This is a genomic window from Actibacterium atlanticum, assembly GCF_000671395.1.
In the GTDB taxonomy this organism is placed as follows: Bacteria; Pseudomonadota; Alphaproteobacteria; order Rhodobacterales; family Rhodobacteraceae; genus Actibacterium_D; species Actibacterium_D atlanticum.
In genome coordinates this window covers 415,077-441,191 of sequence record NZ_AQQY01000001.1, presented here as the reverse complement: position 1 = coordinate 441,191, position 26,115 = coordinate 415,077, and the positions used below count along the sequence as shown (strand labels likewise).

The following is a 26,115-nucleotide window of genomic DNA, read 5'->3' as shown; positions in this document are numbered from 1 at the left end:
CAAGGCCAAAAGCCAAGCGCGCGCGCCACCTGAAAAGGAGATTGAGATGAAAATAGCAGTTCTGGGCGGAGACGGCTTTTGCGGCTGGCCCACATCACTTCACCTGTCCGATCAGGGCCACGAGGTTCACATCGTCGACAACCTGTCGCGCCGCTGGATCGACACCGAACTTGGCGTACAGTCGCTGACCCCGATGGACAGCATTCAGGAACGCTGCCGTATCTGGAAAGACCTGACCGGGCAGGCGCTGCATTTCCACCTGCTGGACCTTGCCACCGAATACGAACGCCTGCGCCAGTGGCTGGCCGAAGAAAAGCCCGACGCGATCATCCATTTCGCCGAACAGCGCGCCGCGCCCTATTCGATGAAAACCGACCGCCACAAGGTTTACACCGTCAACAATAACGTCAACGCGACGCATAACCTGCTGACCGCTATGGTCGAAACCGGGATCGACGCGCATCTGGTGCATCTGGGGACGATGGGCGTTTATGGTTACTCGTCGGTCGGCGCCGCCATCCCCGAAGGCTATCTGGACGTCGAAATTGAAAACCTTCAGGGCGAAAAGAAAGGGATGGAGATCCTCTATCCCACCAAGCCCGGCTCGGTTTATCACATGACCAAGTCGCTGGATCAGATCCTGTTTCAGTTCTACGCCCAGAACGACGGCGTGCGCATCACCGATCTGCATCAGGGCATCGTCTGGGGCACGCACACCGAACAAACCAAACGCCATGAACAGCTGATCAACCGCTTTGATTATGACGGCGACTACGGCACCGTGCTGAACCGTTTCCTTATTCAGGCGGCAATTGATTACCCGCTGACGGTGCATGGCACCGGCGGCCAGACCCGCGCCTTCATCCACCTGCAAGACACCGTGCGCTGTGTCGAACTGGCCCTGAAAGACGCACCCAAAGCGGGCGACCGCGTCAAAATCTTCAACCAGATGACCGAAACCCACCGCGTCCGCGATCTGGCCGAGATGGTGTCGAAAATGACCGGCGCCAAAATCGCCTATCTGCCGAACCCGCGTAAAGAAGCCGCTGAAAACGACCTGATCGTCAAGAACGATGGCTTCCGCGATCTGGGCCTGAGCCCGATTACTCTGGCCGAAGGCCTGCTGGACGAGGTCGTCGAGGTCTCCAAGAAATACGCCCACCGCGTGGATCGTTCGCGCGTGCCCTGCGTCAGCGCCTGGACCAAAGACATCGCCGGTCGGATCGAAACCGACCCCGAAGGAAAGCGTCTGAAATCGGTCTCATGAGCCAAAACGCCTATGTCACGCTGGTCACCAACGCGGATTTTGCGTTGGGCGCCAAGGCCTTAGTCCGATCGCTCAAGGCGACCGGCACGCAGGCTGACATCGTGGTGATGCACACGGGCGGCGTTGGCGCCGCAGATTTGGCGCCCTTGTCGGTGCTGGGCGCCTTGTTGGTCGAGGTCGATCTGCTGCCCACCTCGGAAGCGTTCAACACCCGCCACGCCCGCAAGAACCTGCACACCGCCGCGCCCTTCACCAAGGGGACCAAACCGGCCTTTCACACGCCGTTGGACAATTTCGCCAAGCTGCGCCTGTGGCAGTTGAACTATGACCGGGTGGTGTTTCTGGATGCTGACACGCTGGTACTGAAGAACTGCGACACGCTGTTTGACTATCCCGAATTTTGCGCCGCGCCGAATGTTTATGAATCCATCGCTGACTTTCACCGGATGAACTCGGGCGTGTTTACCGCCCGACCCTCGCAAAAGACCTTTGACGCGATGCTGGCGCGGCTGGATCAACCCGACGCCTTCTGGCGTCGCACCGATCAAACCTTCCTGCAGGACTTCTTCCCCAACTGGCATGGATTGCCGGTTTTCTATAATATGCTGCAATATGTGTGGTTTAACATGCCCGAGCTTTGGGCATGGGAGGATATCCATATCGTGCATTTTCAGTATGAAAAGCCGTGGCAGGATCACGACAAGGCCGACAAGCTGTCGGTGCTGATTGATCTGTGGAAGGCCTATGCCGGCGATGGCCCCCTACCTGATCTAACCGCCCTACCCGGACCCGGCGCATGAAGATCGCCATCACCGGCGGCGGCGGGCTGGTGGGCCGTTTCGTTGTCGAAGCCGCGCTGGCGCGGGGCGATCAGGTCTGTCATCTGGGCCGTCGCCTGCCCGCAGACGGGTTCTTCTCGGGCCCTGTTGAACATTGTCCATATGCCCTTGGCGATGCGCCCGACCTCAGCGGGTTTGACGCGGTGGTGCATTGCGCCTTTTCCCACGTGCCGGGCCGGTATCGCGGCGGCGAAGGCGACGATCCGCAAGGCTTTGCCCGCAAGAACCTCGATGGCACCGTGCGCCTGTTTGGGGCGGCCAAGGCCTGCGGTGTGAACCGGATGTTCTTTCTGTCCTCGCGCGCGGTCTATGGCAACTTTTCCGATGGCACCCCCCTGTCCGAAAACATGGAACCGCGCCCCACCACGCTTTATGGCGAGGTAAAACATCTGGCCGAACAGGAGCTTGCCGCGCTGTCTGATGATCGGTTTCACGGCTACGCGCTGCGCGCGACCGGCATCTACGGCCCTGCCGGGCCGGGGCAATTGCACAAATGGGCCGATCTGTTCGCCGACTTCACCCAAGGCCGCGCCATCAAACCCCGCAAAGGCACAGAAGTGCACGGTGATGATCTGGCCAGCGCGATCTATACCCTGATGGATGCAAAGCCCGGCCCCTATAACCTGTCGGACTTCGTGCTGGATCGCCACGATCTGCTGGCCGAGGTCGCCAAACTGACCGGCTGCACCCACCCCCTGCCCGCCCGCGCCGAAGGCGACGTCAACGTGATGACCACCGACCGCATCCGCGCATTAGGCTGGCAGCCCGGCGGGTTGGCAAAGCTGCACGCTGATCTGCCCAAGATGCTCTAGACAAACCCCGCCCGCGCCGGGATAGTGCGCCAAAACGGGGGCAGCCATGAAAATCGCGACGTTCAACATCAACGGCATCAAGGCGCGGATCAACGCGCTGTTGGATTGGCTGGACGAGGCCCAACCCGATGTCGCGTTGTTGCAGGAAATCAAATCGGTGGATGAGAATTTCCCGCGCGAACTGTTCGAAGAACGCGGCTATAACGTTGAAACCCATGGACAAAAGTCGTTCAACGGCGTGGCGATCCTGTCGAAACTCCCGCTCGAAGACGTCACCCGCGGCCTGCCCGGTGATGACAGCGATGAACAGGCGCGCTGGATCGAAGCGACCGTTGTGGGCAAACAGGCGATCCGCCTGTGTGGCCTGTACCTGCCCAACGGCAACCCCACGCCGGGGCCGAAATACGATTACAAACTGGCGTGGATGGAGCGCCTGCATGCCCGCGCCGCCGCGCTGATGGCCTCCGAAGAGGTCGCGCTGATGGCCGGGGATTACAACATCATCCCGCAGGACGAAGACGCCGCGCGCCCCGAAGCCTGGCAAAAGGATGCGCTGGCCCTGCCCGAAAGCCGCGCCGCTTTTCGCCGCATCGTGAACCTTGGCTTTACCGAGGCTTTCCGCGCCCGCAACCCCTCCCCCGGACAATACAGTTTCTGGGATTATCAGGCGGGCAGCTGGCAACGCGACGACGGCATCCGCATTGACCACCTCCTGCTGACGCCGCAAGCCGCTGACCTGCTGTTGGACTGTCAGATCGACAAAGACATCCGCGGCCGCGAAAAACCGTCAGACCACGTGCCGGTCTGGGTTGAACTGGACCTTTAAAGAACGCCGTTCAAAATAGCCCGTTGTCATTGGCCGAGGTGCCCGAGATCACCTGCAGCACATCCCAGTGCTCAACGATCTTGCCGTTGTCGTCGAACCGGAAAATATCCATCCCGGCATAGTCATCACTGCCCGGCCATTCCTGATGGCAATGCAGCACCACCAGATCGCCCTCGGCGATGGCGCGTTTGAAATGGGTGACCTTGCCGGGGTATTCGGCGGCCATACGCTCGAAATAGGCAATGAACGCCTCTTTGCCGTCGGCCACATGCGGGTTGTGTTGGATATAGACATCACCGACATAGCGCTCGATCGCCGCGCGCGGCTGGCATTGATTGAACATCAAATCGTAAAAGGCGATCGCATTGGCCTTGTTTTGCTCAGTGTCGTGTTCCATTGCCCCCTCAGATCGGCTGCGCGCGTTCCACCAGACGCGCAAAGTACGAGGCCCCGATATGGGCGACCTCGTCGTTGAAATCATAGGCGGGGTGATGCAACGCCGCGCCCGCGCCGGTGCCCAGATAGGCATAGGTGCCGGGGCATCGTTCCAGCATAAAAGAGAAATCCTCGGCCCCCATCGAAGGGGTGGCCTCGGTGACAGTGCCAGCCACATCTAAGGCGACGGCGCGGGCAAAGTCGGTGCAGGTTTCGTCATTCACCGTCGCCGGGTAGCCTTCTCTGAAATCAATCGCAATTTCAACGCTATAAGCCTGCGCCACCCCATCGCACAGCGCCCGCAAACGCTGCGCCGCCATCGCCCGCATCTGGGAGTCATAGGTGCGGATGGTCCCGGCGACCAAAGCGGTTTCGGGGATCACATTGGTGGTGCTGCCCGCCTGTATCTGCGTGACCGAAAGCACAAGCCCGTGCAGCGGATCCGCATTGCGCGCCACCACGCTTTGCAACCCTTGCACCAGCGCCACGGCAGGCGGGATCGGGTCGATGCAGGTGTCAGGATGCGCCGCATGCCCGCCACGCCCGGTGATGGTAATATCAAAGTCATCGACCGCCGCCAGCATCGGCCCGGCACACAGCTGCATCTGCCCGGCATCCAGATTGGGAATGTTGTGAATACCGTAGACCTGCGAGATGTCGAACCGTTTGAAAATGCCCTCGTCGCACATCACACCGCCGCCGCCGCCCTCTTCCTCGGCGGGTTGAAAGATCAACGCAACACGACCGCGAAACCGGCGCGTTTCAGCCAGATATTTCGCCGCGCCCAACAGCATCGTGGTGTGCCCGTCATGGCCACACGCGTGCATCACACCGGGCTTGGCCGAGGCATAGTCCAGCCCGGTTTCCTCAAAAATCGGCAAGGCATCCATGTCAGCGCGCAGGCCAATCGTCTGCCCCGCGCCCTGCCCTTGGATAATCGCTACCATCCCGGTTGTCGCGATCCCCTCGTGCAGTTCATCCACCCCGATTTCACGCAAGCGATCCGCAACAAAGGCCGCGGTTTCATGCAATTCAAACCCCAATTCGGGGTGCTGATGCAGCCACCGGCGCCATGTTTTCATATCGTCGCTGAACTCGGCAATCCGGTTGATCGGGGGCATGTGGACTCCGGCCTGTGAACCTGTCTAACTGCGCCCAAGTGTGACAGGAGCAGCGGCAATGACAATGGCAAAATCCGACAGCGATGCAATCGTACATGACCCCAAGGGCGGGATGCCCCGGCTACTGGAAATCATGCGCCGCCTGCGCGACCCTGAAACCGGCTGCCCGTGGGATATCGAACAGGATTTCGCCACCATCGCCCCCTATACGATTGAGGAGGCCTATGAGGTCGCCGATGCCATTGAACGCGAGGCCTGGGACGAGCTGAAGGGCGAGCTGGGCGATTTGCTGTTCCAATCAGTGTTCCACGCGCAAATGGCGACGGACAAGGGCTTGTTCAATTTTGATGACGTCGCCAACACCATGTCCGACAAAATGGTCGCGCGGCATCCGCATGTGTTTGGCGATGAAAACCGCGATAAATCCGCTGAACAACAGACCGCCGATTGGGAAAAGATCAAAGCCGCCGAGCGCGCGGGCAAAGAACAGGGTGGCACGCTGGATGGGGTTGCCGTTGGCCTGCCCTCCCTTTTGCGCGCGGTGAAACTGCAAAAGCGCGCCGCGCGGGTCGGGTTTGACTGGCCCAGCACGGATGAGGTGCTGGACAAGATCATCGAAGAGGCCGGAGAGCTGCGCGAAGCCACAGACCCCGATCACATCACCGAAGAGTTCGGCGATATGCTCTTTGTTATGGCCAATCTGGCGCGCCACCTGAAAATCGACCCCGAAGAGGCCCTGCGCGCCGCCAATGCCAAATTCATCCGCCGGTTTGAAGGCGTCGAGGCCCGTCTGGCCGAACGCGGCAAGACCCCCGCGCAAAGCGATCTGGCCGAAATGGACGCGCTTTGGGACGCCGTGAAAGCCGACGAGAAAATACCTGATTAGTTTAATTGGGTATTGACCTGATAAATTTAGTCAGGTTTAAGGCGCCCAGAACATTTTACTGGAGACGCCGAAATGATCCGTTCGCTTTGTCTGGCCGCGCTGGCCGCCACCACCGCCCTGCCCGCGCTGGCTGATGTCAATATTTACTCGTACCGCCAGCCCGAACTGGTCGAGCCGATCCTGGATCAGTTCACCGAGCAAACCGGAATCAAGACCAACGTCGTGTTCCTGAACAAAGGCCTGATTGAACGCCTGCAATCCGAAGGTGATCGCTCGCCCGCCGACCTGATCCTGACCACCGATATCTCGCGCCTGTCGGGCGCTGTGGCCGCTGGCGTCACCCAGCCGGTGGAAAGCGACGTTCTGGCCGCCAACATTCCGGCAGAGCTGCGTGATCCGGGCAATGAATGGTTCGGCGTCACCAGCCGCGCCCGCATCGTTTACGCCAGCAAAGACCGCGTGGCCGAGGGCGAAGTAACCACCTACGAAGATCTGGCCGATCCCAAGTGGCAGGGCCGCATCTGCACCCGCTCGGGCACCCATGCCTATACGCTGGCGCTGGTTGCCGGCATGCTGCACCACCACGGCGAAGCAGAAACTAAGACCTGGCTGGAAGGCGTCAAAGCCAACCTCGCCCGCAAACCGCAAGGCAATGACCGCGCACAGGTCAAGGCGATCTGGGCCGGTGAATGCGACATCTCGCTGGGCAACACCTATTACATGGGCAAAATGCTCAGCAACGAAGAGCAGCAGGACTGGGCCAACGCGGTCAACGTGACCTTCCCCACCTTTGAAGGCACCGGCACCCATGTAAACGTGTCTGGCGTGGCACTGACCAAAGCCGCCCCCAACCGCGACGAAGCCGTGCAGCTGATGGAATTCCTGGTCTCACCCGAAGCCCAGAACATCTATGCCGAAATCAACTATGAATACCCCGTCGCACCGGGCACCGCGCCGTCCGAGCTGGTGCAAAGCTGGGGCAGCTTTGATGCCGATACCGTCAACCTGATGGATCTGGCCGCCCTGCGCGCCGACGCGCTGCGTCTGGTCGAAGAGGTCAACTTCGACGGCTAAGCCCAGCCCCAAACCACATCCAGAGCAGCCCCTCCGGGCTGCTCTTTGCGTTTAGGCCTACTGGTCTACTACTGAAACTCAATTGACAGAAATGCACCTGCCCGTATAACTCTACTTAAAGTTTAATTAATTCGGTTTGGAGCGCGCGTTTTGTTTTTTCTGTTTACTCTTCTGGGCTTGATGAGCATGGCCGCCCCGCTGGACGACGATATCGACACCGGCGAAGATACCGACCCCATCCCCGATGACGACCCGGTACTTGACCCTGACCTTGGCGCCAGCGTGATCGAGAACCCCGATGGCAGCCTGCACATTGAACTGGGCGAAGACGAAACCGGCGACCTTGTTGCAATCAAGTTCAACCAAACCGGCGATGGCGAAGACTTCACCCAGCATTATGATCTGGGCATCTATCTGGCGCCCGAGGGCACCGAACTGCCCATCGACCCAACCGGCCAAAGCCTGCAAGGCTATGAAAGCCCCGAAGATTTCATCGAAGCCTACGGTCTGACCGAAGTTGTCAGCTTCGATCTGGGTTCGCTGACCCAACCGACCCAATCTGACGAAGACCCCGAAGACACCCGTGTTGACCCGCCGGTGATCACCTCGGATGACCCGATGGACATCATCCGCCTGAACTATGCCTACGGCGATGGCGGCGAGCCATGGTTCTGGACCGAAACCGATGAAACCCTGTCGCCGTTTGAAACACCTGGCGTGTTTTACAACGGTGTTGAATCCCAAACCGTCAGTACAGACTTTACCGGCAGCGCAGGAACCGACTTCGTGATCACCGAACCCGACGCCCCCAGCGGCCTGTCGATTGACGGTGGGGACGGCGAAGATGTGCTGCTTGTGACCTCGGCCCACAGCTCCGCTTCGGGCGGCGCGGATGACGACATCATTTATACCTTGGGCGATCAAAGCCAAGCCCTTGGCGGTGAGGGCGATGATGATATCTATGTTGGCACCAACGGTCACGCGTTGGGCGGCGACGGTGACGATAAAATCTCTTATATCGGTGACACCGATGGCGTCGGCATAAACGACTACTATGTTGATCTTCCGACCGGCACCCAGAATCTTGGCACCACCATGTCAGGCGGCGAAGGCAATGACAGCATCACCGCCGCAGGGGAAAATGTCGTGGCCTATGGCGATGCAGGCGAAGACCGCCTGTTCATCTCGGACGGCGCCGTTGGGGACGGCGGCGGCGGGAATGACGAATTCCATGTTGCCGAGTTCTATGACGACATCGAAGAAACCGTGGTGCTGACCGGTGGCACGGGGGCGGATGACTATACCATCTCGGTGCGCAACCTGGATTCCAGCCACGATGGCATGACAGCCCAGATCGCCCAGATCACCGACTTCGATCCGGACGAAGACACCATTTCCCTGTCTGCGGGCTATAACACCTCGATCACCGGGGCACAGGTCGTGGAGGACCCCGACGGCGCCTATAGCGATCTGGTGATTGAACTGAAGACCGACTTCCAGTTTGGCGAGCCACGCGCCACAGCCACCGTAACGGTCAGGCTTGATGGCGTAACAGGATACAGCGCCGGACAGCTTTTGGCCTGATAAACGGCTAAGCTGGCCCTCTGCCCGCCCCCACATCGCGTATGCATGGGATGTGCATCACATGTGCATGGATTGTGCATCGGCGATTTCGCGCCGTAAGTGGTGGACAATCCCCCCGTGCCTGCCCATGGTTCGCAGGCAGTTTCAGGGGGCAAAATGACACCGCGCAAGATCATCATCGACACCGATCCGGGGCAGGATGACGCCGTGGCGATCCTGCTGGCGCTGGCCTCGCCAGAACTGCAGGTTCTGGGTGTGACCACGGTGGCTGGCAACGTACCACTGGCGCTGACCACGCTGAACGCGCGCAAAGTGTGCGAACTGGCCGGGCGGCCCGATGTGAAAATCTATGCCGGCTGTAATCGCCCGCTTGCGCAGGATCTTGTCACCGCGGAACATGTGCACGGCGAAACCGGCTTGAACGGCCCCGTTTTGCCCGATCCTACGATGCCGGTTCAGGATCAGCATGCCGTTGATTTCATTATCGAAACCCTGCGCGCTGAACCTGCGGGCACGGTCACGCTCTGCCCGTTGGGGCCATTAACCAACATCGCCACCGCGCTGCAACGCGCGCCCGACATCGCTGAACGCATTGCCCAAATCGTGCTGATGGGCGGGGCCTATTTCGCGGTGGGCAACATCACCCCCACGGCCGAGTTCAACATCTATGTCGACCCCGAGGCCGCGCAGATCGTCTTTGCCAGCGGCGCGCCTATCACCGTGCTGCCGCTGGACGTCACCCACAAGGCGCTGGTGACCCCGCAACGCAACGAGGGCTTTCGCACGCTGGGCAACCGCGTCGGCGTGGCCGTCGCCGAAATGACCGACTTCTTTGAACGGTTTGACATCGCCAAATACGGCTCGGAAGGGGCGCCGCTGCACGACCCCTGCGTGACGGCCTATCTCATTGATCCGGAACTGTTTTCCGGCCGCTACGTGAATGTTGAAATCGAAACCGTGGGCCAGTTCACCCGAGGCATGACCGTCGCCGACTGGTGGGGCGTGTCGGACCGCGCCCCAAACGCGATGTTCATCGGTGACGTGGATGCAGAGGGGCTGTTCGCCCTGCTGCGCGAAAGGCTTGCAACCCTATGAACCTGCTGACCCTTGCCACGGGTGACGACATCGCGCGCCTGCTACCAATGATCGAGGCCTTCCACATCGAAGACGGCGTGGACAGCACCCCCGAAAGCCGACGCGCCGCGCTAGAGCTGTTGTTCTCTGGCGATGTTCAGGCCGCACTTTGGTTGATCGGCCCATCGCGCGCTCCGGTGGGCTATATCGCGGTGTCCTTCGGGTTTTCGATCGAAATGGGCGGGCGTGATGCATTTCTGGATGAATTCTATATTCGCCCCAAAGTGCGCGGGCGCGGGATGGGAAGTCAGGCGTTACACCTGCTGCTTCCAATGCTGCGCGATATGGGCATCAAGGCCATGCATCTGGAGGTCGATCACGCCAATGACAAGGCGCAAAAAATCTATGCCCGCAGCGGGTTTGAAAAGCGCGACCGCTACTGCCTGATGACACGGATGCTCTAGCATTCCTTGCCCGCGCGCCCTAGGTTGAGCGCCAAGGAGCGCGCCCATGAATATCCCTTTCGACAACAGCTATGCCCGGCTGGGGCCCAGCTTTTCTGCGCCGCAACTGCCGACCCCGGTTGCGGCCCCCGCCCTGATCGCCGTCAACGGCGATCTGGCCGCAGAGCTGGGGCTCGATGCCGCAGCTTTGCGGACCCCCGAAGGGCTGGCGATGCTGGCCGGAAATACAGTGCCTGATGGCGCCAACCCACTGGCGCAGGCCTATGCCGGGCATCAGTTTGGCGGGTTTTCACCGCAGCTGGGGGACGGGCGCGCAGTGTTGCTGGGCGAGGTCATCGACCAACACGGAAACCGGCGCGACATTCAGCTGAAAGGTGCGGGCAGAACGCCGTTCAGCCGGCGCGGTGACGGGCGCTCGTGGCTTGGACCTGTCCTGCGCGAATACATCGTCTCGGAAGCCATGCACGCCTATGGCGTGCCCACCACACGCGCCCTCGCGGCTGTAAGCACCGGCGAGCGGGTCCAGCGCGAAAAGGGCTATCCCGGCGGCATCCTGACCCGCGTCGCAGCCAGCCATATCCGCGTCGGCACCTTCCAGTTCTTCGCCGCCCGCAATGATGGCGAAAGCCTGCGTACGCTGACGGACTATGTCATCAAACGTCACTACCCTGACGCCGATGGCCCCATGGAGCTGCTGCGCGCGGTCAGCGCAGCGCAGGCTCGGCTGATCGCGCAATGGATGGGGCTGGGTTTTATTCATGGGGTGATGAACACCGACAATATGGCCGTGTCTGGCGAAACCATTGATTACGGTCCCTGCGCCTTTATGGATGACTATGACCCGAACAAAGTGTTTTCGTCGATCGACCAAATGGGCCGCTATGCCTTTAATCGGCAGGCCGACATCGCCGTCTGGAACATTGCCCAGCTTGGCTCGGCCTTGCTGCCGATCATGGGCCGCGACGAACAGGCGGCAATAGACGAGGCCACTTCGATCCTGCACGGATTTCCGGATTTGTTTAAGGCTGAATGGTTGTCTGTGTTCCGGCCCAAGCTTGGGCTTTGGGATGCTCAGGATGGTGATGCCGAGCTCATTCACGGGTTTCTGGACCTGATGTCTGCCGGTGCCGCAGATTACACCAACAGCTTTCGCGCCCTGACGGATGACCCTGCCCAGACCCTCTTTGCTGATAGAGCTGGGTTTGACGCGTGGAAGACCCGCTGGAAAGCCCGCCTTCAGGGCGCCGACCCTGCCCCGCTGATGCAACAGCACAATCCGGTTCTGATCCCCCGCAACCATCAGATCGAACACCTAATTCAGGCAGCCGTTGATGGCGATTATGCGCCGTTTCATCGCCTGAACGCCGCGCTTATGCACCCCTACGCCGATGATCCGGGCCTAAAGGACTTACGCCAGCCCCCACGCGAAGACGAAGTCGTGCACCGCACCTTTTGTGGCACCTGACCCTTCGCACCCTGTTTGACGCTAACCAGTGGCATCAGGTTTCATTTCCGCTTAAATAACGCCGCAACTGATTTTTCGGGGCACAACCATGTCGGACACCATCATCTCCCGTTGCGAGGCCAAAGGCCTGCGCATGACAGAACAACGCCGCATCATTGCAGGCGTTTTGCAGCAAAGCGCCGATCACCCCGATGTCGAAGAACTTTACGCCCGCGCATTGGCGCAGGATCCGGGCATTTCCATCGCCACCGTCTATCGCACGGTCAAACTGTTCGAAGAGGCCGGTATTCTTGACAAGCTGGAGTTCGGCGATGGCCGCGCCCGCTATGAAGATGCGGAACGTGAACACCACGACCATCTGATCGACATGAACTCGGGCGAGGTGATCGAATTTGTCGACGCCGAGATCGAGGCCCTGCAGGAAAAAATAGCCGCCAAGCTTGGCTATAAGCTCAAGGGCCATAAGCTCGAGCTGTACGGCGTGCCGATGAAAAAAGTCAAATAAGCCCAAAAAACAGAACGCAGGGGATTCACACGGCGAATCACTTGTGGCATGATTCGGGAATGCGCCCGTTCAAGAGGCGCCTTGAGGCAGTTTTAATGAGCAATCCCCGGAAACGTCCGGCCCTTGGTGTGGTCCTTTATTTCGCAGGCGCGTTCTGCGTGGGGACCTATTTTACCTTTGCCGCCGTGCAGGGTGATTACGGGTTGTTTCGCCGCATTCAGGTAGAGGCCGATCTAGCCGCCCTGACGGCACAGCGGGATGCGCTGGCGCTTGAACTGACCGATCTTGAGAACAAGACCCGCCGCCTTTCTGATCGGTATCTGGATCTTGATCTTCTGGATGAACGCGCCCGCGCAGTTTTGGGTCTTGTCCGCCCCGACGAAATCGTCATTCGCTAATCCCTTACGATTCAAGCTAAAACTTGGTTTTAGCGCGTGTGTTGAATTCGCACTCGAAATTCCTGACGAGCTTTGCTATAGATTGTTTAACATTAAACTATTTCTCGAAGCCGCAAGGAGCCCGGCCCATGGCCACGCGCAAAACGACAAAGAAACCAAATACTTCCAAGGAAGAACTGCTTGAGTTCTACCGCGAGATGCTGCTGATCCGCCGATTCGAAGAAAAGGCCGGTCAGCTTTATGGCATGGGTCTGATCGGTGGCTTCTGCCACCTTTACATCGGACAAGAGGCCGTTGTTGTTGGCCTGGAGGCCGCGACAAAAGAAGGTGACAAACGCATCACCTCTTATCGTGACCACGGCCATATGCTGGCCTGTGGCATGGACCCGAAAGGTGTGATGGCCGAACTGACCGGACGTGAGGGGGGATACTCGCGCGGTAAGGGCGGCTCGATGCACATGTTCTCCAAAGAGAAGCATTTCTACGGTGGTCACGGCATCGTGGGCGCGCAGGTCCCATTGGGGGCTGGTTTGGCCTTTGCCGACAAATACAACGGCACCGACAACGTGACCTTCACCTATTTCGGCGATGGCGCCGCCAACCAGGGCCAGGTTTATGAGACCTTCAACATGGCCGCTCTTTGGGAACTGCCGGTGATCTTTGTGATCGAAAACAACCAATATGCCATGGGCACAGCCATGGCGCGTTCGACCTCGACCCCTGACATCTATACCCGCGGCGAGGCTTTCGGCATCCCCGGGGAAGCTGTGGATGGCATGGATGTGTTGGCGGTCAAGGCGGCCTCGGAAAAGGCTGTTGCGCACTGCCGCGCGGGCAAAGGCCCCTACATCCTCGAGGTGAAAACCTACCGCTACCGCGGCCACTCCATGTCGGACCCGGCCAAATACCGGACCCGCGAGGAAGTGCAGAAAATGCGCGAAGAACGTGACGCGATTGAAAACGTGCGTGACCTGCTGATCACCGGCAAACACGCCACCGAGGATGATCTGAAAGCCATCGACAAGGAGATCAAAGCGATCGTGTCCGAGGCCGCAGACTTCTCGAAAGAGAGCCCCGAGCCCGCGCTCGAAGAGCTCTACACCGATATTTACGCCTGAGGGGGACGATAGACCAATGGCAACCGAACTACTTATGCCCGCGCTGTCGCCCACTATGGAGGAAGGCACGCTCGCAAAATGGCTGGTCAAAGAGGGGGATACCGTCACCTCGGGCGACATCATCGCAGAAATCGAAACCGACAAGGCCACGATGGAATTTGAGGCTGTCGATGAAGGCACCGTCGGGGCAATCCTCGTCGCCGAAGGTACCGCCGATGTGAAGGTGAACACGCCCATCGCCGTTCTGCTGGACGAAGGCGAAAGCATGGACGACGTGACCGTCGGCGCGCCCGCAGCTGCCCCGGCAGCTGCCGCTGCGCCCGAGGCCGCCCCTGCGGCGGTTGAGGCCGCAGCGCCCCCTGCCCCGATCGAGGTCAAAATGGAGCCCGAATGGCCCGCCGGAACCGAGGTCAAATCGACCACAGTTCGTGAAGCCCTACGCGACGCCATGGCCGAAGAAATGCGCGCGGATGATGCCGTCTATCTGATGGGGGAAGAGGTCGCTGAATACCAAGGCGCCTATAAGGTCTCTCAAGGTCTGCTCGATGAATTCGGTTCGCGCCGCGTGATCGATACCCCGATCACCGAACACGGGTTCGCCGGCATCGCCACCGGCTCGGCCATGGCTGGCCTGCGCCCGATTGTCGAGTTCATGACCTTCAACTTTGCCATGCAGGCGATTGACCACATCATCAACTCGGCCGCCAAAACGCTCTATATGTCGGGTGGCCAAATGGGCGCCCCCATGGTGTTCCGCGGTCCCAACGGCGCTGCCGCCCGCGTCGGGGCACAGCACTCTCAGGACTATGCAAGCTGGTATTCTCAGGTGCCCGGCCTGAAAGTCGTGATGCCTTACTCAGCCTCCGATGCCAAAGGCCTGCTCAAAACCGCAATCCGCGACAATAACCCGGTGATTTTCCTGGAAAACGAAATCCTCTATGGCCGCAGCTTCGATGTGCCGGTCATGGACGATTTCACCGTGCCCTTTGGCAAAGCCCGCATCTGGCGCGAAGGCCATGACGTGACCATCGTCTCGTTTGGCATCGGCATGCAATATGCTTTGGAAGCGGCAGACCACCTGGCCGAAGACGGTATCAGCGCCGAAGTCATCGACCTGCGCACCCTGCGCCCGATCGACTATGACACCGTGATCGCCTCGGTCATGAAAACAAATCGTTGCGTTACGGTTGAAGAAGGCTGGCCCGTAGGCTCCATCGGCAACCACATATCGGCCACGTTGATGGAAAAGGCGTTCGATTACCTCGATGCCCCCGTCATCAACTGCACAGGCAAAGATGTACCGATGCCCTACGCCGCCAACCTTGAACGCCACGCGCTGATCACCACCGACGAGGTGATCGCCGCGGTCAAGCAAGTCACCTACCGCTGAGGAGCCACCGCAATGCCTATGGAAATTTTGATGCCTGCGCTGTCTCCCACCATGGAGGAAGGCACGCTCGCCAAGTGGTTGGTCAAAGAAGGGGATGAGATTGCTTCGGGTGATATCATCGCCGAGATCGAAACCGACAAAGCCACGATGGAGTTCGAAGCCGTCGACGAAGGCGTGATCGGCAAGATCATGATCGACGAAGGCACCGAAGGGGTCAAAGTAAACACCCCCATCGCAATCCTGTTGGAAGAAGGCGAAAGCGCCGATGATATGGCCAACATGTCGGCAAGCGCACCGGCGGCACCCGCCGCCGCGGATGCCGAGGCCGCCCCTGCGGCGGTCGAGGCTGCCGCCCCTGCCCCCGCTGCGCCCGCCGCAGCAAACGGTGCGCGCGTTTTTGCCTCGCCTCTGGCACGTCGCATCGCCGCCGATAAAGGCCTGGACCTGAGCACTCTCACCGGATCTGGCCCGCATGGTCGCATCGTCAAGGCAGATGTCGAGAACGCCACTGCTGCCCCCAAGGCAGCCGCAGCACCGGCAGCGCCTGCCGCCAGCGCCGCGCCCGCGGCTGCCGCAGCCCCCACCGGCCCCTCGACCGACGCGGTTCTCAAGACCTATGCGGATCGCGAGTTCGAAGAGGTATCGCTGGACGGAATGCGCAAAACCATCGCCGCGCGTCTGACCGAGGCCAAACAGACGATCCCGCACTTCTATCTGCGCCGCGAAATCAAGCTCGACGCGCTGTTAAAGTTCCGCTCGCAGCTGAACAAACAGCTCGAAGGGCGTGGGGTGAAACTGTCGGTCAACGACTTCATCATCAAAGCCTGCGCCATCGCGCTGCAAGAAGTGCCCGATTGCAATGCTGTATGGGCGGGTGACCGCGTGCTCAAGCTGAAACCCTCGGACGTCGCCGTTGCAGTTGCGATCGAAGGTGGCTTGTTCACCCCGGTCCTCAAAGATGCCGACATGAAGTCGCTCTCTGCCCTGTCGGCCGAGATGAAAGATCTGGCTGGACGCGCACGTGACCGCAAACTGGCCCCGCATGAATATCAAGGCGGCACCTTCGCGATCTCCAACCTCGGCATGTTCGGGATTGAGAACTTTGATGCCATCGTGAACCCGCCCCACGCGGGTATCCTGGCTGTCGGTGCTGGCGTCAAAAAGCCGGTTGTTGGCGATGATGGTGAACTGGGCGTTGCCACCGTGATGTCGGTGACCATGTCGGTTGATCACCGTGTGATCGACGGCGCCCTGGGGGCCGAATTCCTAAAGGTTCTGGTCGATGCGCTGGAAAACCCGATGACCATGCTGGCCTAAGGCCACGAGACAACCAAAAGAAACGCCCGCCGAAACCGGCGGGCGTCTTCATTTAAGCCATTGTGTTTGGGTTACTTATTCCCGCAAGGCACCATCTGGTCCATGTTGACCGAAGGCTGATCACAGCCAGCCTCTCCCACCACCTTAGCGGGCACGCCAGCCACCGTGGTATTTGGCGGAATATCATTCAACACGACTGAACCCGCGGCAATGCGCGAGCAATGCCCAACCCGGATATTGCCCAACACTTTCGCCCCGGCCCCGATCAACACACCATTGTCAATCTTGGGATGACGATCTTCCTCTTCTTTGCCGGTGCCGCCCAACGTTACCGAGTGCAACATCGAAACATTGTCACCGACAACAGCGGTTTCACCGATCACGATCGAATGGGCATGGTCAAGCATGATCCCCTTACCCACCTTTGCAGCTGGGTGGATATCCACGCCGAATTCTTCCGATACACGCATCTGAAAGAAATAAGCCAAATCATGCCGCCCCTGGCGCCAAAGCCAATGCGCCACACGATACGCCTGAATCGCCTGGAAGCCCTTGAAATACAACAAAGGTTGCAGGTAGCGATGGCTCGCCGGGTCGCGCTCGTGCACGGCCACCAAATCGGCCCGAGCCGACTCGGCCAAGCCGGGATCATCGCCATAGGCCTCATCGCAAATCTCGCGCAGCATCTGATCCGTCATCTCATCTGACGACAGTTTCAACGCCGTCCGATAGGCCAAAGCGGCCTGCAGCGATCCATGGTGCAGAATGCTGGAATGCACCAAACCGCCCAACAGCGGCTCATCGTCAATCGCCTGACGGGCCTCATCGCAAATCCGCTCCCAAACAGGGTCGACAGAGGTGATATTGGCTTGGGTCTCGGCCATGGGGGCCTCCTGATCTCTTTGACCAAGCCTATAACATAATGCCGCGAAAGGACAATTCTAGCCGTGAAATGCACGTAAAAGTGAGTCCTCGCTCACACACCAGTCCACGCGGCCTTACGGCTACGCCATCGCACCAACCCGTCAAACACCAAGGCCATGCAGCGACAATAGTCAGGAGAATCCAAATATGGTTCCGGCCCTGCAACGCGCGGCAAGGCCACCCCCATCAGGCTGCCATTGCCCCAATGCGGATGCGCCTTGCCCGTGCGTTTGCGATAGGCATCAGCAGCGCCCGCGCGCTCTAACATGGTGGTCAATGCCCGCTCGCGCCGCGTTTCGGGCAATTCCAGCAGCGCCATCGCTGCCGCCACCACATCGCTGTGCAATACCGGCCGCATCACAGCGCCGGTAAGGTCAACTCTGCATAATGCACCGACAAACGCACCGTGCCCCCAGCAAAGTCTCCCCCCGTCGCGGTCAGGTCCAACGGCATCGCACTATATCCCGTCAGCGGGCTTCCAAGCACCCCTCGAATAAACGAACTGACGACCAACCCAAGCCCGCTGCCAAATCGGTTGCTAGAGCCATCCGCCCCCAGCTCCCAGCTGGTCAACGTACCGGTGATCGAATCCGTTACCCGCCCCGTCACACCAAAGACCATGGCATTGGCCGGGATCAGCACACTTGTGCTGTCCGTTGCCCCCGCGCTGATCACATGATCAAACTCAAGCACCTGAAAGCGCAGACCTGCCCCATTGGGCGAAATCGCGGCATAGCCCCCTTGCCAACCGGTCCCATCAAACGTGATCTCTAAATCCTCGGTCACATCCCAGGCGCGCCAGCCGACCTGCGGAAGGGTGAATACCCAACCCCCATTGGCAAAGGTCGCGATCTCGCCTTCATGCCCCGCCCAATCATTCACCGCGCCCGATGGCACGAACCAACACTCGCCTTCCTGCGCTGTCAGTGGCGGCGTAGAAATGCTCAGGCTCTGCAGCCGCAACTGCACCATCCCATCCAGCCGACGCAGCCCCTCATTCACCGTGATGTGTTTTTGCGCCTGCGCGGCCTGCACCAACGGCAACTGCAAAATACCTGTTTCACTCATTGATCTCGATCCTCTTGTAAAGCCCAGCGCCGAAACGCTCGGAGATTTGCGCGACTTCGATGCTAAACTGGGTGCCAACAGCATCCGAGACCTGATCGGCGGCGCTGTAAGACCACGACGGGCTGGTCACACTGACCTCACGCACGATTGCGCCCAGCGCGTTGATCACCCTCAGAGTATAGAGTTCCAGCGTCTCCCCCAGCGGCACCTCGTAGGAAACCCAACTATCCCCATCAATTCGCGTGCGACGGACCCAACTCAGCGCCAGATCGCCGTTTGCCTGCGGATCAGCCCGCAAATGGGTCGGTGCGTAGGGACGCAAACCAATACCGTCAAAGGCCTCCACCAAATGGGTATAGGAAGGATCATCCAGAGCACGCCCAGCCGGTCCAATGCGATAATTCCGCACCAACCCGCGTTCAGACAAAGCCAGCTCGATCTGCGAAGGAACACCGTTCAGCGCAACGACATAGCTGCCTGCCGGCCAGACGTCTGGCATAATCCCCTCTGTTCCAGCCTGCCCACGCAACCGCAAACGAATGTCATAGGTGTTTTCAGCAACCAACGTGGCCTCGGAAAACTGGAACACCTCCCAGTTGCCGGACGTCCCATCGCCGATGGCCATGGCATTGGCGCCGTTCAGAACTCCATCCTGCGTGGCCGACAGCAAAAATCCGCTCGATAACCGCACCCGCACCGCCGGGCCGCGATCCCATTCTGACGGAATGGCACGGAAAAGGTCGGTTTCGGTCACCCCCATCGTTGCACGCTGTGTCACCACACCGTTCAGCGTATAAGCATCGTCGGTCACACCGCTGAACACCGCGACGGATCCGGGCCATGGCGTCGCGGTCACCGCCAGATGCGGTGCATGCTCAACCTCTTCGCCCGTCAGCAACGGCAGATCCATGAACAAAGGGAACACTGGCAAAGGCGCCACGAATGGCGACAGCGTCACCGGCTCTTCAACCGCATCGGACGGGGTATAGATCGACGGCTCCACCCGGACGGCTTCGATCAGCCGTGTGTCGGACTGCTCTACCCGGTCAATGCGATAGAGCGCCTCCACCCCACCGCTCTCAAGGTTCACAACATCGCCTGCGCCCAGATCAACCTGCGACATCGGCAAAGCAAACACCGTACGGTCTCGTCCCACCCGGGCCTCAGACAACCAGCGTTCGGTGATGGCCTTGCCCTCGGTCGCACTTAGAACCAATGGCAGCTCTGAGGTCGCAACTGAACCGGACACCTCGTCAGGAAAGATCGCCTCTGCTGATCGGATCTCATAGTCGCCCTCGGATTCGACGAAATTCAGCCTTACCCGCCCCGCAGTTTCGGCTTCGGGCGTGCGGATCGTCTGCAAGTCGCCGTTGGTCTGATCCGTGATCGCCAGGCCAGCGGTATCAATCTGCGCATCCTCGCGCCCCGTTCGGTTTCGGAAAATCAGGCCACCTTCACGCTCAACGGCGTCAAACCCATAAGCCAGCATTAAGGGCTGCAAGCTGGATCGTGCGCCCTGCACATCCGTCACTGAGTATCCCCGCACCGCGCCGTATAGCTCGGTCACATCAACCTCTTCCACACCCGAGCGCGCACAGATTTCACGCACCACCGACGCCAGCATCTGCGCCGAAGCCCGCCCGTTAAGCCAGTGACCGCGATAGTAATTCTCTCCATCGCTCCAAAGCTCGGTATTGGCCGGAAAGAACGGGTATGGCCGCGTGTCCCACGCCCAGACATTTGACATCGACATGTCAATCATGGCTCCGCCATAAACCTCAGAGTTGGGGTTATTTTCCGCATCCTGCCAATAGGTTACCATCGCCCGAATGTATTGCTGCTGCATGAAATCATCCCGCAGCCCGGTCGAGTATTTGGGCAAAGAGGATTCTGAAGATTTCGGATCAAGGAACTTGTTGGGTTGGTTGGCACCTTTGTCGATCGCAGCACAGCCATACTCGGTAAACCAAATGGGTTTGGACTGCGGGACCCAATCTGTGGGCAAAATCTTTCGAACACCGCCCACACGTTCATGATGGCGGTTTAGCCACCAGTTGCGCACATCCTTATAGCGAAAAACCCAAGGTTCATCATGCGCGCCATCCGTGATCGCTTCGCGTCGCTGCGCCTTGTCGGCGGCTTCGTTGGGGTAATACCAATCATATCCCTCGCCACCCTCGATGTTGCTGCGCAGATAGTCCAAGGCGTAGATCTCGCCCCATTCTGCGTCAGCGTGATCGTCCCCCTCGCGCCAGTCGGCAATGGGCATGTAATTGTCGATCCCGATGAAGTCGATGTTGGGGTCAGCCCACAGGGCGTCCAGATGAAAGAACACATCTCCCGATCCATCTTGCGGATGATACCCAAAATACTCCGACCAGTCCGCCGCATACCCAATCTTGACCTGGGGCCCCAGGATAGAGCGCACATCGCTTGCCAGCGCCTTAAGTGCATCCACAGCCGGGAAAGAGTTCCCTGCCCCGCGAATTTGCGTCAGCCCACGCATTTCCGAGCCGATGCAAAACGCATCCACCCCGCCCATGGCGGCACACAGGTGCGCGTAATGCAGGATGAACCGGCGATAGGACCATTCGGCAGGTCCCGAGTAGAGTATCTTAGAGTTCCCGCCAATCCAGCCAGCATTCCAAGGATCCCCAGCAGGCAGATCCTGAAAGTCCGGATCAATAGAGGGCGTAAAGTCCCCCGGCCCAGCCTGCCCAAAGAACGCCGCAACCTCATCTTCGGCAAGTGCTGTCCCATCAGTGCTGCCGGTGATGCCCGGCGCCCGGCGCGAGGTAATACGCCCCCGCCATGGCAACTCTGGCTGACCAACTTCGCCGGTCCAGGGATCAACCTTCAGGTTCCCCTCCACCTGATCCATCAAGATGAACGGATAAAAGGTCACCGCTTTCCCTGCGCCGCGCGTCGCCGCGATTGCCTCGATCACCGAATGATCCGACGGCGTGCCCCCATAAACCGCCTTTTCATCCTGCTCGGGGACCTGCAAAGCCAGTGCCCGTGTCGTATCCGACACGTTCCAGGCGATCGGGTTTCCCTCGAAATCCTTTTGCTCAACTTTCGGGCGGATTTCACAGTCGCCGCAACGCAGGTCATCGCCAAACCACGACGCCACAAGCAGCGTCGATCCACAATTGGGCAGTTCATCGTTCAAAACTTCAAGCGACGTCGCAAAATCGCTTTTGGCAGAGGGCGAGTTCACATTCGCAGCCTGACTATTGCCCAAATCCTGACTGTAATGCACCGGAGTCATCGCCAACGCATATTCGCCGGTACCCGGAATCAGCGCCACGCCCTCGACCATTTCCTGCAGGCTTTGGCTATCGGCATCCGCGCCGCGAACCTCGCGGATCACCTCAAATGTAAATTGCGGCACCCGGTTGCCAAAATCGGTCAGTTCGAGGTCCTCAATCACCACATAGGCAATGCCACGATAGGCAGGAACTTCACCTTCGCCTTCCAGAGCCTCCATCTTTGGGTCCGGCAGCTGATCTTCGGTTCCGGTGTACAAGCGCAGGTTCAGGTCATCCTTTGCCACCTCAATCCCATCCGCCCAAACGCGGCCCAATCGCGTGATCTCACCTTCACAAATCGCCACGGCAAGGCTGACTGAATAGCTAAAGGTGATCACCTCTGGCCCCGAGGTCTTGCCACCACCGCTCTTGTCTTCTGTCTCCAGGAACCGCGATGACCAGATCACCTGCCCCGCCATTCGGTTGCGTCCATAAAGATGGTTAACCGCCGCGCCTTCGCTGGCACCGGTCAAACGGAACCGGTCCACCTGCCCGGTCTCAATGGTCCCGGATCCGGCGCCCAGAATTTGCTGGTCAATCACCTGACCCAACGTGGCCCCGATCGCGCGGCCAATGACCACACTGGACAGGCCCAGCACCGAGCCACCCACAGCCGAGCCAACCGCGGCCCCTACGGCCGATAGAACAATCGTCGCCATTTTGATCCTCCGTCAGGGAAATTCGAAGCGCGCTACTATCCGTCGCGCCCATGGCAGGCTCAGTGGACTTTCCACCACGCCGTGCCCCCAATAGGCATGGACGAAACTCGGGGTGGCGCCGCAATCCGCCTGCACCCCCAAATGTTTCGCGACCCCGCCTGATTTCATTCGCATCAAAACCACATCTCCCGGCGCCGCCTGCGCCAAGGGTTTTGACTTCAGCCATTGTTGAGCAGCGTTCCAAAGCAGTTCCTTGCGCGCCGCTTCCGACCAGTCCTTGCTATAGATCGGCACCACCCAGGGCTCCGCGCCATAGAGCGCCCGCCAAACCCCGCGCAGCAGGCCCAGACAATCCGCACCCGCTCCAAGAACCGAAGCCTGATGCCTATAGGGCGTCCCGATCCATCGCCGCGCTTCCTGCACCGCGCGCAGACCGGCATCACCCATTCAGGGAACCACCATCGTTTGGCCCATCCTTAACCGGATAGGAAATCAGCCAATCTTCACCTGGAATATGAGGAAAGCCACGAAAGTTATTGAAGTTGCTAAATTTAACCCGACACGTTTCGGCCCGCTTGTCACAACCAGCGGTCAGCTTTAGCTGATCCCCAACGTTGACAACCGCGCGCAGACTCTCCCACAACTCCACCCGGCGCACGCCGTCTGCGTAGCGGTCATTCTTGATGACACCGGTCAAACCCTTTGCCGGTCCGCTTCGCACTTCCAACACACCGGCCTCAAACCAACGTGGTTCAAACTCATCTTGTCCGTCAAAGGTGAACAACCGCGCTTCTATCACGGTTTCAACACTCAAGTTCGCAACGTAACCATCTGTATTCAGGTCAAACTTGCACTTATTATCACCAAGAATAGCCGTACAGGGTCGCTGGTAAATCGCGCCCTGAGGCTGGTTCAGCGCTTCGGTCAGACCACGCAGCTCGGCTTCGAATGCACCGCCAGATCGGGCAACCTCGCCAAAGGTCCCGCTAAACTGCAACGCCCGGTCCTCGGGCGACTGCCAGTTGACCAGCCAAGACCGCACAACGGCGCCGTCAAACCGGCCCGCCAGTATGTCGGCCTCTGTCACCGAGGCATCGCTTAACGCGCCCAAGGCTTCGGTATTGTCCACCGATAAGCCCGAGGTCTGACTCAGCGCCCGCGCGGTCATGCCGGAATTCGCTTTAAAAGCAATCCCTTCAAAGCCGATATCGCTGTCATGATCGGTAAACCCCAGCACCTGCCCGTCGCGCCGCGCCACTGCCCAGCAACGACAAACTGTTGTCGCCCCCGAGCCCAAGTGGGCCTGCAATGTGGAAGGAATCGCCATCAGACTCGCACCTCCACAATCGGGACACGCGGCACATCACCCGCACGAAAACTGGATACCGAAGTCTGGATGCTATCGGTGTCAAAGCGCACCGGCACATCAAACTCAAACCCAGCTGAAACCTGAACACCAACATCGGGCGCCTCTGTCAGGGTGATTACGCCGGTTTCGGTATTCACCGAAAAATCAAGCGTTTCCACCTGCGTCAGCCCGTCCACTGATACCTTGACGGTCGCCGCGACCGGTTTTGTGATAGGACGCGTATAGGTGTGCTCGCCCGAAGCATAGGTCTTGCTCAGTTGAAACTCAGTCGTTTTCCCGTCACCACGACCGATTTCCTGATCGTCGGGGCCAACATCCGAGTTTGGCAAGCAGGATTTGTAATCCGCCCAATCCTTCCAGCGAAAGCCATACAGCTGTCCGCGCCGCGCCTCAAAAAACGCGATCAATGCTTCGATATCGTCCAAAGAGCGCAGCCCCACACCTGCGTCATAGCGTCGACGCGCGTGTTCCCACGGGGTGTTGCGCTCTTCAAAACCGTTGGCCAGGGTCACGATTTCCGTGCGCCTTTCTGGCCCGCCCGACGACCCGAAACTCAGGTTCGCGGGAAAGCGGATTTCATGAAATGACATCAGGCTCCCTCCTTAACTATTGCGCTGGCCGCGGCTCATGGCACGCCCCATGGCCGCAGCGATCTGGCTTTGACTGCGCTGGAACCCCTGCACATCCGGGGTCGAGATATTCATCACAACATTGACCGGTCCACCGCCGCCCTGGGCGCGCACCCCCAGCCGACCATCCGAACCGCGTGTCAGCGGCATGATCGCCTCGGGTCCGGCTTCCCCCATCAGCCCCGTGCCGCCACGCATCGGGAAATACGTCGGGCTCGATACGACCCCCCCGGTGGCAAAAGGCATCACGCGGCCTTGGGTAAAACTGCCGCCTTTGGCAAAGGGGACCAAAGCCCCAACGATGCTCTCTACGCCCGAGGCCACCAGTCCCCCCAGTTCATTCTGGATTGGGGTGATCGCTACGTTATAGGCTGCCTGCGAAATCGACTGCGAAATGTCCAACAGCGCATCTGACAGCTTCATGCCGTCAAACACCAACCCCTCAAAAGCGCCCCGCAGGCCAGATCCTATACTCCGCGACAACGAACTGACCTCGCGCGAGGTCAGGGTGACACTCTCGCGCATTCGCACCACTTCAGCATCAAACGCCGAGGCCACTTCGCTCGCCCCCTCCAGCGTTTGCTCCAACGCCTCGACCTGCGCATCAAAACTTTCGATATCCGTCATATCTCAGACCTCATTGGGAGTGTCGGGAAAGGCGCGCGCCAGTTCGTCCAGCCGTGCGCGCCCCATCGGGGCCGGGCCAGCGCTGTGGCCCAGCATCATCAGCAATTCTGCCGGTGTCAGTTCCCAGAACTGTGTGGGGTGCAATTGCAACCCCACCATTCCGGCGCGCATCAATCCGGGCCAATCAAACCGATCGCTCATGACTGCGCAGCGCCCGGCACGGTGAAAGCCAGCGCCAGTAAGGCCGCCGCTGCACGCGCGGCCTCAAGCGGGCCACCCGTGATGTCAGCTTCGGCCAGATCTTGCGCAGTGCCGTTCCAGCCCCCCCCACGCAATCCGGCCAACACCAACGCCGCCACATCGCGCGTTGCATAGGCGCCGCTCTCGAACCGCTCAATCAGCGCCACCAGCGTTTCCGCCTGCAACGATGCCTCCAGCTCGGCCAGAGCGCCCAGCGTGAGCTTCAGCACTTGGCGCTGACCGTTCAGTTCCAAAGCCACCTCACCGGCATAGGGGTTGCCCATCAAAGCGCGGTAAAGCTCAGCACACCGGCCGAAGCCAGGCTCAGCTCATATGTCGCCTCGCCATTGTGGCTGCCGGAGTATTCCAAAGACGTCACCTGAAACGCGCCCTCAACAGTGCCGAAATCCGGGATAATCACCTGAAAGTTCGGGGTCTCGCCATCAAAGAAAATCTGACGCGCACGTTCATCGGTGCTGTCATCCTTGAACACGCCCGAGCCGGAAATCGAGGCCGATTTCACCCCGGCCCCGCCCAAAAGCTCGCGCCAACCGCCCGTGGATTCCAGACTGGTGACATCCACCTGTTCCGCATTAAAGCTGATCCGCGTGGCCCGTAGCCCCGCGATGGTTTCGAACTGACCGCCGCCGGTCATGTCGCATTTAATAAGAAGGTCCTTGCCGTTTTGGGCCGCCATGTCATTGGTCTCCGTA

At 59.7% G+C, this 26,115-nt stretch carries 28 protein-coding genes; 15 read left to right on the top strand and 13 right to left on the bottom strand.

What is annotated here, in order from left to right; genetic code table 11:
• Nucleotides 1–46 precede the first annotated feature (46 nt).
• From ATO10_RS02210 to xth, 4 genes are read left to right on the top strand one after another with little or no spacing between them, the layout of a single operon-like run.
• Complete coding sequence (locus ATO10_RS02210) at nucleotides 47–1,267, top strand: NAD-dependent epimerase/dehydratase family protein (RefSeq protein WP_035247422.1); 1,221 nt, start codon at nucleotides 47–49, stop codon at nucleotides 1,265–1,267.
• Complete coding sequence (locus ATO10_RS02205; RefSeq protein WP_035247419.1) at nucleotides 1,264–2,067, top strand: glycosyltransferase; 804 nt, start codon at nucleotides 1,264–1,266, stop codon at nucleotides 2,065–2,067. The genes ATO10_RS02210 and ATO10_RS02205 overlap by 4 nt, the downstream gene beginning before the upstream one ends.
• The gene (locus ATO10_RS02200) at nucleotides 2,064–2,918 is read left to right on the top strand and encodes an NAD-dependent epimerase/dehydratase family protein (RefSeq protein WP_035247417.1); all 855 of its coding nucleotides are present in this window, start codon (nucleotides 2,064–2,066) and stop codon (nucleotides 2,916–2,918) included. Before ATO10_RS02205 ends, ATO10_RS02200 begins: the two co-directional genes overlap by 4 nt.
• A gap of 46 nt (nucleotides 2,919–2,964) precedes the next feature.
• Entirely contained in the window at nucleotides 2,965–3,744 is a 780-nt protein-coding gene (gene xth / locus ATO10_RS02195) for an exodeoxyribonuclease III (RefSeq protein WP_035247414.1), read from the top strand.
• A 10-nt stretch (nucleotides 3,745–3,754) separates the two neighbouring features.
• On the opposite strand, the gene ATO10_RS02190 is transcribed toward xth, so the two are convergent.
• Both ATO10_RS02190 and ATO10_RS02185 read right to left on the bottom strand, forming a co-directional pair.
• The gene (locus ATO10_RS02190) at nucleotides 3,755–4,141 is read right to left on the bottom strand and encodes a nuclear transport factor 2 family protein (protein ID WP_035247411.1); all 387 of its coding nucleotides are present in this window, start codon (nucleotides 4,139–4,141) and stop codon (nucleotides 3,755–3,757) included.
• A gap of 7 nt (nucleotides 4,142–4,148) precedes the next feature.
• The gene (locus ATO10_RS02185; RefSeq protein WP_035247409.1) at nucleotides 4,149–5,300 is read right to left on the bottom strand and encodes a M20 aminoacylase family protein; all 1,152 of its coding nucleotides are present in this window, start codon (nucleotides 5,298–5,300) and stop codon (nucleotides 4,149–4,151) included.
• A 58-nt stretch (nucleotides 5,301–5,358) separates the two neighbouring features.
• Between ATO10_RS02185 and mazG the strand changes: the two genes are divergently transcribed.
• The 11 genes from mazG (at nucleotide 5,359) to ATO10_RS02130 (ending at nucleotide 16,575) form a co-directional block, all read left to right on the top strand.
• Nucleotides 5,359–6,186, top strand: a complete 828-nt coding sequence (gene mazG / locus ATO10_RS02180) for a nucleoside triphosphate pyrophosphohydrolase (protein WP_420313629.1) — start codon at nucleotides 5,359–5,361, stop codon at nucleotides 6,184–6,186.
• A 72-nt stretch (nucleotides 6,187–6,258) separates the two neighbouring features.
• Nucleotides 6,259–7,260 (top strand): Fe(3+) ABC transporter substrate-binding protein, encoded by a 1,002-nt coding sequence (locus ATO10_RS02175; RefSeq protein WP_035247405.1) that lies wholly within the window; start codon nucleotides 6,259–6,261, stop codon nucleotides 7,258–7,260.
• 150 nt (nucleotides 7,261–7,410) lie between these two features.
• Nucleotides 7,411–8,844, top strand: coding sequence for a hypothetical protein (locus tag ATO10_RS02170; protein WP_035247402.1), 1,434 nt, complete (start codon nucleotides 7,411–7,413; stop codon nucleotides 8,842–8,844).
• A gap of 156 nt (nucleotides 8,845–9,000) precedes the next feature.
• On the top strand, nucleotides 9,001–9,939 hold the full coding sequence (locus ATO10_RS02165; protein ID WP_035247399.1) for a nucleoside hydrolase: 939 nt from the start codon (nucleotides 9,001–9,003) through the stop codon (nucleotides 9,937–9,939).
• Nucleotides 9,936–10,382, top strand: a complete 447-nt coding sequence (locus ATO10_RS02160) for a GNAT family N-acetyltransferase (protein WP_035247396.1) — start codon at nucleotides 9,936–9,938, stop codon at nucleotides 10,380–10,382. Before ATO10_RS02165 ends, ATO10_RS02160 begins: the two co-directional genes overlap by 4 nt.
• 46 nt (nucleotides 10,383–10,428) lie before the next feature.
• The gene (locus tag ATO10_RS02155) at nucleotides 10,429–11,847 is read left to right on the top strand and encodes a protein adenylyltransferase SelO (protein ID WP_035247394.1); all 1,419 of its coding nucleotides are present in this window, start codon (nucleotides 10,429–10,431) and stop codon (nucleotides 11,845–11,847) included.
• An 88-nt stretch (nucleotides 11,848–11,935) separates the two neighbouring features.
• On the top strand, nucleotides 11,936–12,352 hold the full coding sequence (locus ATO10_RS02150; protein WP_035247392.1) for a Fur family transcriptional regulator: 417 nt from the start codon (nucleotides 11,936–11,938) through the stop codon (nucleotides 12,350–12,352).
• Nucleotides 12,353–12,447: 95 nt separating this feature from the next.
• Nucleotides 12,448–12,750: an FtsB family cell division protein gene (locus tag ATO10_RS02145; RefSeq protein ID WP_035247389.1), complete on the top strand. Its 303-nt coding sequence runs from the start codon at nucleotides 12,448–12,450 to the stop codon at nucleotides 12,748–12,750.
• Between the two features lie 128 nt (nucleotides 12,751–12,878).
• Entirely contained in the window at nucleotides 12,879–13,868 is a 990-nt protein-coding gene (gene pdhA / locus ATO10_RS02140) for a pyruvate dehydrogenase (acetyl-transferring) E1 component subunit alpha (RefSeq protein ID WP_035247387.1), read from the top strand.
• Nucleotides 13,869–13,884: 16 nt separating this feature from the next.
• Nucleotides 13,885–15,258 (top strand): pyruvate dehydrogenase complex E1 component subunit beta, encoded by a 1,374-nt coding sequence (locus tag ATO10_RS02135; protein WP_035247384.1) that lies wholly within the window; start codon nucleotides 13,885–13,887, stop codon nucleotides 15,256–15,258.
• Nucleotides 15,259–15,270: 12 nt separating this feature from the next.
• A complete protein-coding gene (locus ATO10_RS02130; protein ID WP_035247381.1) occupies nucleotides 15,271–16,575 on the top strand; it encodes a pyruvate dehydrogenase complex dihydrolipoamide acetyltransferase in 1,305 nt (434 codons plus the stop codon).
• Between the two features lie 71 nt (nucleotides 16,576–16,646).
• Here the strand turns inward: ATO10_RS02130 and cysE are convergent, their stop codons facing one another.
• From cysE to ATO10_RS02075, 11 genes are all read right to left on the bottom strand, one after another.
• On the bottom strand, nucleotides 16,647–17,459 hold the full coding sequence (cysE, locus tag ATO10_RS02125; protein WP_035247376.1) for a serine O-acetyltransferase: 813 nt from the start codon (nucleotides 17,457–17,459) through the stop codon (nucleotides 16,647–16,649).
• A 92-nt stretch (nucleotides 17,460–17,551) separates the two neighbouring features.
• Entirely contained in the window at nucleotides 17,552–17,857 is a 306-nt protein-coding gene (locus tag ATO10_RS02120) for a DUF7742 family protein (RefSeq protein WP_035247374.1), read from the bottom strand.
• Nucleotides 17,857–18,567, bottom strand: coding sequence for a DUF2793 domain-containing protein (locus ATO10_RS02115; protein WP_035247371.1), 711 nt, complete (start codon nucleotides 18,565–18,567; stop codon nucleotides 17,857–17,859). The genes ATO10_RS02120 and ATO10_RS02115 overlap by 1 nt, the downstream gene beginning before the upstream one ends.
• On the bottom strand, nucleotides 18,560–22,537 hold the full coding sequence (locus ATO10_RS02110) for a baseplate multidomain protein megatron (RefSeq protein WP_035247368.1): 3,978 nt from the start codon (nucleotides 22,535–22,537) through the stop codon (nucleotides 18,560–18,562). The genes ATO10_RS02115 and ATO10_RS02110 overlap by 8 nt, the downstream gene beginning before the upstream one ends.
• A 12-nt stretch (nucleotides 22,538–22,549) precedes the next feature.
• Nucleotides 22,550–22,984 (bottom strand): C40 family peptidase, encoded by a 435-nt coding sequence (locus tag ATO10_RS02105; RefSeq protein ID WP_035247365.1) that lies wholly within the window; start codon nucleotides 22,982–22,984, stop codon nucleotides 22,550–22,552.
• Complete coding sequence (locus tag ATO10_RS02100; protein ID WP_035247362.1) at nucleotides 22,977–23,864, bottom strand: DUF2163 domain-containing protein; 888 nt, start codon at nucleotides 23,862–23,864, stop codon at nucleotides 22,977–22,979. The genes ATO10_RS02105 and ATO10_RS02100 overlap by 8 nt, the downstream gene beginning before the upstream one ends.
• The gene (locus tag ATO10_RS02095; protein WP_035247360.1) at nucleotides 23,864–24,496 is read right to left on the bottom strand and encodes a DUF2460 domain-containing protein; all 633 of its coding nucleotides are present in this window, start codon (nucleotides 24,494–24,496) and stop codon (nucleotides 23,864–23,866) included. The genes ATO10_RS02100 and ATO10_RS02095 overlap by 1 nt, the downstream gene beginning before the upstream one ends.
• A gap of 12 nt (nucleotides 24,497–24,508) precedes the next feature.
• On the bottom strand, nucleotides 24,509–25,162 hold the full coding sequence (locus tag ATO10_RS02090) for a phage tail tape measure protein (RefSeq protein WP_035247356.1): 654 nt from the start codon (nucleotides 25,160–25,162) through the stop codon (nucleotides 24,509–24,511).
• 3 nt (nucleotides 25,163–25,165) lie between these two features.
• The gene (locus ATO10_RS02085; RefSeq protein ID WP_035247353.1) at nucleotides 25,166–25,363 is read right to left on the bottom strand and encodes a rcc01693 family protein; all 198 of its coding nucleotides are present in this window, start codon (nucleotides 25,361–25,363) and stop codon (nucleotides 25,166–25,168) included.
• A complete protein-coding gene (locus ATO10_RS02080; protein ID WP_035247350.1) occupies nucleotides 25,360–25,686 on the bottom strand; it encodes a gene transfer agent family protein in 327 nt (108 codons plus the stop codon). Before ATO10_RS02080 ends, ATO10_RS02085 begins: the two co-directional genes overlap by 4 nt.
• Complete coding sequence (locus tag ATO10_RS02075) at nucleotides 25,686–26,099, bottom strand: phage major tail protein, TP901-1 family (protein WP_035247347.1); 414 nt, start codon at nucleotides 26,097–26,099, stop codon at nucleotides 25,686–25,688. Before ATO10_RS02075 ends, ATO10_RS02080 begins: the two co-directional genes overlap by 1 nt.
• Nucleotides 26,100–26,115 lie beyond the last annotated feature (16 nt).

Bases quoted from the DNA above. Each gene is read 5' to 3' on its own strand.
- ATO10_RS02210 (WP_035247422.1), top strand. From the start codon at position 47: ATGAAAATAGCAGTTCTGGGCGGAGACGGCTTTTGCGGCTGGCCCACA.
- ATO10_RS02205 (WP_035247419.1), top strand. From the start codon at position 1,264: ATGAGCCAAAACGCCTATGTCACGCTGGTCACCAACGCGGATTTTGCG.
- ATO10_RS02200 (WP_035247417.1), top strand. From the start codon at position 2,064: ATGAAGATCGCCATCACCGGCGGCGGCGGGCTGGTGGGCCGTTTCGTT.
- xth (WP_035247414.1), top strand. From the start codon at position 2,965: ATGAAAATCGCGACGTTCAACATCAACGGCATCAAGGCGCGGATCAAC.
- ATO10_RS02190 (WP_035247411.1), bottom strand. From the start codon at position 4,141: ATGGAACACGACACTGAGCAAAACAAGGCCAATGCGATCGCCTTTTAC.
- ATO10_RS02185 (WP_035247409.1), bottom strand. From the start codon at position 5,300: ATGCCCCCGATCAACCGGATTGCCGAGTTCAGCGACGATATGAAAACA.
- mazG (WP_420313629.1), top strand. From the start codon at position 5,359: ATGACAATGGCAAAATCCGACAGCGATGCAATCGTACATGACCCCAAG.
- ATO10_RS02175 (WP_035247405.1), top strand. From the start codon at position 6,259: ATGATCCGTTCGCTTTGTCTGGCCGCGCTGGCCGCCACCACCGCCCTG.
- ATO10_RS02165 (WP_035247399.1), top strand. From the start codon at position 9,001: ATGACACCGCGCAAGATCATCATCGACACCGATCCGGGGCAGGATGAC.
- ATO10_RS02160 (WP_035247396.1), top strand. From the start codon at position 9,936: ATGAACCTGCTGACCCTTGCCACGGGTGACGACATCGCGCGCCTGCTA.
- ATO10_RS02155 (WP_035247394.1), top strand. From the start codon at position 10,429: ATGAATATCCCTTTCGACAACAGCTATGCCCGGCTGGGGCCCAGCTTT.
- ATO10_RS02150 (WP_035247392.1), top strand. From the start codon at position 11,936: ATGTCGGACACCATCATCTCCCGTTGCGAGGCCAAAGGCCTGCGCATG.
- ATO10_RS02145 (WP_035247389.1), top strand. From the start codon at position 12,448: ATGAGCAATCCCCGGAAACGTCCGGCCCTTGGTGTGGTCCTTTATTTC.
- pdhA (WP_035247387.1), top strand. From the start codon at position 12,879: ATGGCCACGCGCAAAACGACAAAGAAACCAAATACTTCCAAGGAAGAA.
- ATO10_RS02135 (WP_035247384.1), top strand. From the start codon at position 13,885: ATGGCAACCGAACTACTTATGCCCGCGCTGTCGCCCACTATGGAGGAA.
- ATO10_RS02130 (WP_035247381.1), top strand. From the start codon at position 15,271: ATGCCTATGGAAATTTTGATGCCTGCGCTGTCTCCCACCATGGAGGAA.
- cysE (WP_035247376.1), bottom strand. From the start codon at position 17,459: ATGGCCGAGACCCAAGCCAATATCACCTCTGTCGACCCTGTTTGGGAG.
- ATO10_RS02120 (WP_035247374.1), bottom strand. From the start codon at position 17,857: ATGCGGCCGGTATTGCACAGCGATGTGGTGGCGGCAGCGATGGCGCTG.
- ATO10_RS02115 (WP_035247371.1), bottom strand. From the start codon at position 18,567: ATGAGTGAAACAGGTATTTTGCAGTTGCCGTTGGTGCAGGCCGCGCAG.
- ATO10_RS02110 (WP_035247368.1), bottom strand. From the start codon at position 22,537: ATGGCGACGATTGTTCTATCGGCCGTAGGGGCCGCGGTTGGCTCGGCT.
- ATO10_RS02105 (WP_035247365.1), bottom strand. From the start codon at position 22,984: ATGGGTGATGCCGGTCTGCGCGCGGTGCAGGAAGCGCGGCGATGGATC.
- ATO10_RS02100 (WP_035247362.1), bottom strand. From the start codon at position 23,864: ATGGCGATTCCTTCCACATTGCAGGCCCACTTGGGCTCGGGGGCGACA.
- ATO10_RS02095 (WP_035247360.1), bottom strand. From the start codon at position 24,496: ATGTCATTTCATGAAATCCGCTTTCCCGCGAACCTGAGTTTCGGGTCG.
- ATO10_RS02090 (WP_035247356.1), bottom strand. From the start codon at position 25,162: ATGACGGATATCGAAAGTTTTGATGCGCAGGTCGAGGCGTTGGAGCAA.
- ATO10_RS02085 (WP_035247353.1), bottom strand. From the start codon at position 25,363: ATGAGCGATCGGTTTGATTGGCCCGGATTGATGCGCGCCGGAATGGTG.
- ATO10_RS02080 (WP_035247350.1), bottom strand. From the start codon at position 25,686: ATGGGCAACCCCTATGCCGGTGAGGTGGCTTTGGAACTGAACGGTCAG.
- ATO10_RS02075 (WP_035247347.1), bottom strand. From the start codon at position 26,099: ATGGCGGCCCAAAACGGCAAGGACCTTCTTATTAAATGCGACATGACC.